Origin of the sequence: Pseudorhodobacter sp. (assembly GCF_030452865.1) — a bacterium.
GTDB lineage: Bacteria > Pseudomonadota > Alphaproteobacteria > Rhodobacterales > Rhodobacteraceae > Pseudorhodobacter.
Genome location: NZ_JAKDLJ010000248.1, coordinates 1 through 5,366 on the forward strand (window position 1 = coordinate 1; position 5,366 = coordinate 5,366).

Annotated in this window: 5 protein-coding genes; 3 read left to right on the top strand and 2 right to left on the bottom strand. The window is 61.6% G+C overall.

Annotated features, from left to right (window positions below):
* Positions 1 to 254: 254 nt before the first annotated feature.
* Positions 255 to 1,181: an arginase gene (gene rocF / locus L0H65_RS13595; RefSeq protein ID WP_301459591.1), complete on the bottom strand. Its 927-nt coding sequence runs from the start codon at positions 1,179 to 1,181 to the stop codon at positions 255 to 257.
* A 239-nt stretch (positions 1,182 to 1,420) separates the two neighbouring features.
* Here rocF and L0H65_RS13600 point away from each other — a divergent pair, with 239 nt between their 5' ends.
* From L0H65_RS13600 to L0H65_RS13610, 3 genes are all read left to right on the top strand, one after another.
* Complete coding sequence (locus L0H65_RS13600) at positions 1,421 to 3,409, top strand: heme lyase CcmF/NrfE family subunit (protein ID WP_301459588.1); 1,989 nt, start codon at positions 1,421 to 1,423, stop codon at positions 3,407 to 3,409.
* On the top strand, positions 3,409 to 3,855 hold the full coding sequence (locus L0H65_RS13605) for a cytochrome c-type biogenesis protein (RefSeq protein WP_301459592.1): 447 nt from the start codon (positions 3,409 to 3,411) through the stop codon (positions 3,853 to 3,855). The genes L0H65_RS13600 and L0H65_RS13605 overlap by 1 nt, the downstream gene beginning before the upstream one ends.
* Before the next feature lie 69 nt (positions 3,856 to 3,924).
* Positions 3,925 to 4,701, top strand: a complete 777-nt coding sequence (locus L0H65_RS13610; RefSeq protein ID WP_301459589.1) for an enoyl-CoA hydratase-related protein — start codon at positions 3,925 to 3,927, stop codon at positions 4,699 to 4,701.
* 51 nt (positions 4,702 to 4,752) lie between these two features.
* Here L0H65_RS13610 and ilvN read toward each other — a convergent pair whose 3' ends face one another.
* Positions 4,753 to 5,313 (bottom strand): acetolactate synthase small subunit, encoded by a 561-nt coding sequence (gene ilvN, locus L0H65_RS13615; RefSeq protein ID WP_301459590.1) that lies wholly within the window; start codon positions 5,311 to 5,313, stop codon positions 4,753 to 4,755.
* Between the last annotated feature and the right edge of the window lie 53 nt (positions 5,314 to 5,366).

Genomic DNA, 5,366 nt, shown 5'->3' on the forward strand with positions numbered 1-5,366 from the left:
CGGGAACAACATCTGGTTGCCGCGACTATAGACCATCGCGGATATCGGGTGCAATGCCACCATGCCCGCCAAATCGGCACGCGGCGGGCAAGCCGAAAAATATCTCCCCATCACTTCTGCAAAAATGCGGCAAAACGGCCAATGCCGAACCTCCTTGTTCCGTCTTCTCTGCCAAAAATATCCTCAGGGGGTGAGGTGCACAGCACCGAGGGGGCGCGAGCGCCCCCTGAATTTTCGCAGAAAATTCCCCACGATCAGCCAAAACTCCGCGTCGGGCGGTCAAACACCTTGCGCCCCATCAAGCTCGCCACCAAATCCACCATCAGCCGCGCCGTTCGCCCACGCTCATCCAGAAACGGGTTCAGCTCCACCAGATCGAGCGATGTCACCAACCCGCTTTCATGCAGCAATTCCATCACCAGATGCGCCTCTCGGATTGTGGTGCCGCCGGGAACCGTAGTGCCGACCGCCGGCGCAATCGACGGATCAAGGAAATCGACATCGAGCGAAACATGCAGCATCCCCCCCGCCGCCACCACTTTGTCGAGGAAATCGCGCAGGGGCTTGACGATGCCATGCTCATCGAGCACCCGCATGTCATTGATTTCCAGATCATGGTTCAACAAAGCCGCATGTTCAGCCGGATCGACGGAGCGGATTCCGAACAGGCAGATATTTTCCGGCGGGATTACATGCGGGAAGGGACCGAAGGCATCAAACCCGTCGCGCCCCGCGATATAGGCCACCGGTGTCCCGTGCAGATTGCCACTGGTCGTTGTCAAAGGCGTGTGAAAATCGGAATGGGCATCGAGCCACAGCAAAAACAAGGGCTTGCCCTTGGCCTTGGCATGAGCCGCCGCACCCGCGACCGACCCAAGCGCCAGGGAATGATCGCCGCCCATGATGATCGGGAACCCGGTGTCCAGCGCCTGGTCGGTTGCACCGTTCAAGGCTTGCGACCAGCCGACACATTCGGCCAGCGAATGCACTGCCGGATTGTCACATCGCGCGCCCGCATCCGGGGTCATCGCAACATCGCCGCGGTCTTCAACCGCATGGCCCAATTCCCGCAACGTTTGCGCGATACCCGCAACCCGGTACGCCGCCGGGCCCATCAGGCACCCCGGCCTGCGCTGGCCGCAATCAATCGGTGCGCCAATCAGAATACACTTCTTGCCCATCTCATTTTCCCCTCGATCAATTCGTGGCATCACCGCGCTGCGTCGTTTGGTGTGCCCGGCTCATGGGTACGACCTAACACCATGGCACGGGAAAGCAAAACCTCTTGTCTTTCAGGCTCGGGTCCCGCCCCGGATTTCACATGGCTGCGACGGCTTGGCGCAACCCCATTGGCGCGGCCGCGAAATCGGCGTAACCTGCTGCTTCGCAATTGATCCCGACCAGCAAGAACGGAGCCACCATGATCGTCGAGTTTGGCCATTTCGCCCTCATACTTGCGTTTTTCGTGGCACTTCTGCAAACCGTGATGCCGCTGATCGGCGCGCAGAAGCGGTGGAGCGGCTGGATGGCGCTCGGTGATTCCGCCGCAGGGGTGCAGTTGCTTTTGGTCCTGTCGAGCTTTGCCGCGCTGACCTATGCCTTTGTCACCTCCGATTTCTCAGTGGCTTTGGTGGTCAAAAACTCCCACACCCTGAAACCGCTGCTTTACAAATTCGCGGGTGTCTGGGGCAATCATGAAGGTTCCCTGCTGCTCTGGGTGCTGATCCTTGCGGCTTTCGGTGCCGCAGTCGCGTGGTTCGGCGGCAACCTGCCGCAAACCTTGCGGGCGCGGGTTCTGGCGGTGCAGGGCAGCATCGGCGTTGCCTTCATGGCCTTCATGTTGCTGACCTCCAACCCGTTTTTGCGTATGGCGCAACCGCCCTTCAACGGCGAGGATCTGAACCCCTTGCTGCAAGACCCCGGCCTCGCCTTCCATCCACCGTTCCTCTATCTCGGCTATGTCGGGCTCTCGGTGTCGTTTTCCTTCGCCGTGGCAGCCCTGATCGAAGGCCGGGTTGATGCGGCTTGGGGCCGTTGGGTGCGGCCCTGGACGCTGGCGGCATGGATATTCCTGACCATCGGCATCGCTTTGGGCTCTTGGTGGGCCTATTACGAACTTGGCTGGGGCGGCTTCTGGTTCTGGGATCCGGTCGAAAACGCCTCGTTCATGCCCTGGCTGATCGGTGCGGCCTTGCTGCATTCCGCCATCGTGGTTGAAAAGCGCGAAGCGTTGAAGGCCTGGACGATCCTGCTTGCCATTCTTGCCTTCGGTTTCTCGCTGATCGGCACCTTCATCGTCCGCTCTGGCGTCATCACCTCGGTCCATGCCTTTGCCAATGATCCGGCGCGGGGCGTGTTCATCCTGATGATCCTTGCGTTTTTCATGGGCGGTGCGCTGACCCTGTTTGCTTTTCGTGCGGGCCGGATGGAGGCGAAGGGCCTGTTCGCCCCGGTCAGCCGCGAATCCGCGCTTGTAATCAATAACCTGCTGCTGGCCGTTGCCTGTTTCGTGGTGTTCGTCGGCACCATCTGGCCGCTGGTCGCTGACCTTTTGTGGGACCGCAAGTTGAGCGTCGGTGCGCCCTTCTTCAACGCGGCCTTCACGCCGTTCATGATCGGCCTCGCGCTGGTTCTGCCAGTAGGCGCAACGCTGCCGTGGAAACGGGCACAGCTTGGCCGCGCAATGCGCAGGCTTTGGGGTGTCGCGGTTCTGGCGGCGTCACTTGGCTTGCTCGCCTATGCGGTCCAGACCGGGCAATCCGCAGTGGGGCCGATCGGCCTGATGCTCGGCGCCTGGGTGGTGTTCGGTTCCGCCAAAGACCTCTGGATGCGCAGCGGCCACGGGGCAATCCTCGAACGCCTGCGCCGCATCTTGCGCCTGCCGAGTGCGGATTGGGGCAAGACCACCGCCCATACCGGCCTTGGCGTCACCATCTTTGCCGTCGCCGCGATGACCGCCTGGCAGGTGGAGGATATCCGCACCATGCATGTCGGTGACAGCTTCGATCTGCACGGCTACACCGTCACCCTGTCGGATGTCGAAAAAGGCACCGGCCCGAACTATTACACCACAATGGCAACAATGGACGTCAGCCGCAACGGCGCGCACGTCGCCACCGTCCACCCGGAAAAGCGAGACTATCCGGTGGCGGGGATGCCGACGACGGAGGCCGGGATCGACTACGGTTTCACCCGCGACATCTATCTGGTCATTGGCGATCCGCAGGACGATGGCTCCTGGGCGGTGCGCAGTTATTACAAGCCCTTCGCCAACTGGATCTGGGGCGGCGCACTGTTGATGGCCATCGGCGGCATGTTCAGCCTCGCCGACCGCCCCTACCCCGTCGGTGCAGGCGCACGGGCGCAGGGGCCGAAAGTAGCCGTGCCTGCCGAAAGTGTGTGCCGCTGATCCGCGCAACCACGTTGGCGCTGGCTCTGCTTGCAAGCCCGGCGCTTGCGGTTCAACCCGATGAGATCCTGTCCGACCCGGTGCTGGAGGCGCGCGCCCGTGCGCTGTCGCAAGATCTGCGCTGCCTTGTCTGCCGCAACGAAAACATCGACGACAGCGATGCCGATCTGGCCCGCGACTTGCGCCTTTTGCTGCGCGAACGGCTGGTGGCGGGCGATACCGACGCGCAGGCCGTTACCTTCATCGTTGACCGCTACGGCGAATATGTGCTGCTGAACCCGACCACCAAAGGCGCGAATTTGGTGCTCTGGATTGCCGGGCCGCTGATGCTGCTGATCGGCGGTGCCGGGGCGTTCGCCTATCTGCGACGCCGCAAAGGGGCGGAGCCAGCGGCGCCTTTGACGGCGGAGGAAGAAAAGCGGCTTGCGGAAATCCTGTCGGAGTGACGCAGTGTTCTGGCTTTCGCAAAGCGCCTCACCCGCTATGGTGGGGTGCAACGTAAAAGGGTTTGCCAGATGTATTATGACACCATCATCTATTCGGAAACCGCCGGGCTTGGCCTGATTACCCTCAACCGGCCCACGGTGATGAACGCGCTGACCACCCGGATGCGGGCAGAGTTACTGCATGCGGTCAAGGCTGCGGAAAAAACGGCGCGTGTGCTGGTGCTGACCGGGGCAGGGCGCGCGTTTTGTTCCGGTCAAGATCTTGGGGATCGCGCCAATGCCACCGATATTGATTTGGAGCGCACGCTGCGCGATGAATATGAACCGCTGCTGCGCGCAATCTATGATTGCCCGATCCCGACGATCTCGGCGGTCAATGGCGCTGCCGCGGGTGCAGGGGCCAATCTCGCGCTCGCCGCTGATGTCGTGATCGCGGCGCAATCGGCAAGCTTCATTCAGGCTTTCACCCGCATCGGGTTGATACCGGACGCGGGCGGCACCTATTGGCTGCCGCGCCAGATCGGTGCGGCCCGTGCCATGGGGGCCGCACTCTTCGCGGACAAGATCAGCGCCGATCAGGCAGCAAGCTGGGGCATGATCTACGAATCCATCGCCGATGTGGATTTCGCGGCCCATTGGAAAGCCCGCGCCGCCCATCTCGCGGCTGGCCCCACAGCTGCCTATCGTGCCGTCAAAACCGCAATCCGATCAAGCCATGGCAACAGCCTTGATGACCAATTATTGCTGGAGGCAAAGCTGCAAGGCACCTGCGGTCAAACCCATGACTTCAAGGAAGGCGTCCTCGCCTTCATGGAAAAACGCCCGGCGCGTTTTGAGGGCAGATAAGTCGGCGGGAACCGCAAGACGGCCGTTGCGAAAACCGCAAGACCAAAGGCATCAGGCCCCACGCGACAGCGCCGCGATCCCGGTTCGCGCAATCTCCCGCAACCCCAAGGGGCGCATCAGATCCGCGAAAGCGTCAATCTTTTCCGGCGTGCCGGTCATCTCGAACACGAAACTCTCCAGCGTACTGTCAACCACATTCGCACGGAAAATCTCCGCCAGACGCAATGCCTCAATGCGGGCATCGCCCTTGCCGGTGACCTTGAACAAGGCCAGTTCGCGCTGCACACTCGGACCTTCCACGGTCAGGTCATGCACCTCATGCACCGGCACGATGCGCGAAAGCTGCGCCTTGATCTGCTCGATCACCTGCGGCGTTCCCCGCGTGACAATCGTGATCCGCGAACGATGGCCCTCATGGTCGAACTCGGCGACCGTCAGACTGTCGATGTTGTAACCGCGACCCGAAAACAACCCGATCACCCGCGCCAGAACACCGCTTTCGTTGTCAACGACGACCGCCAGGGTGTGCTGCTCGATCGCCTCGCCGTAGGGGTCACGCAGCTCATAGGCCGAATGACTTGTCGCACCTTGCTTGATATTGAGCGGCGGCATCCTTGCTCCCTTTCATCTGTTCAAAAATATCCCACGGGGGTCCGGGGGTGATA

Bases quoted from the DNA above. Each gene is read 5' to 3' on its own strand.
- ilvN (WP_301459590.1), bottom strand. From the start codon at position 5,313: ATGCCGCCGCTCAATATCAAGCAAGGTGCGACAAGTCATTCGGCCTAT.
- L0H65_RS13600 (WP_301459588.1), top strand. From the start codon at position 1,421: ATGATCGTCGAGTTTGGCCATTTCGCCCTCATACTTGCGTTTTTCGTG.
- rocF (WP_301459591.1), bottom strand. From the start codon at position 1,181: ATGGGCAAGAAGTGTATTCTGATTGGCGCACCGATTGATTGCGGCCAG.
- L0H65_RS13610 (WP_301459589.1), top strand. From the start codon at position 3,925: ATGTATTATGACACCATCATCTATTCGGAAACCGCCGGGCTTGGCCTG.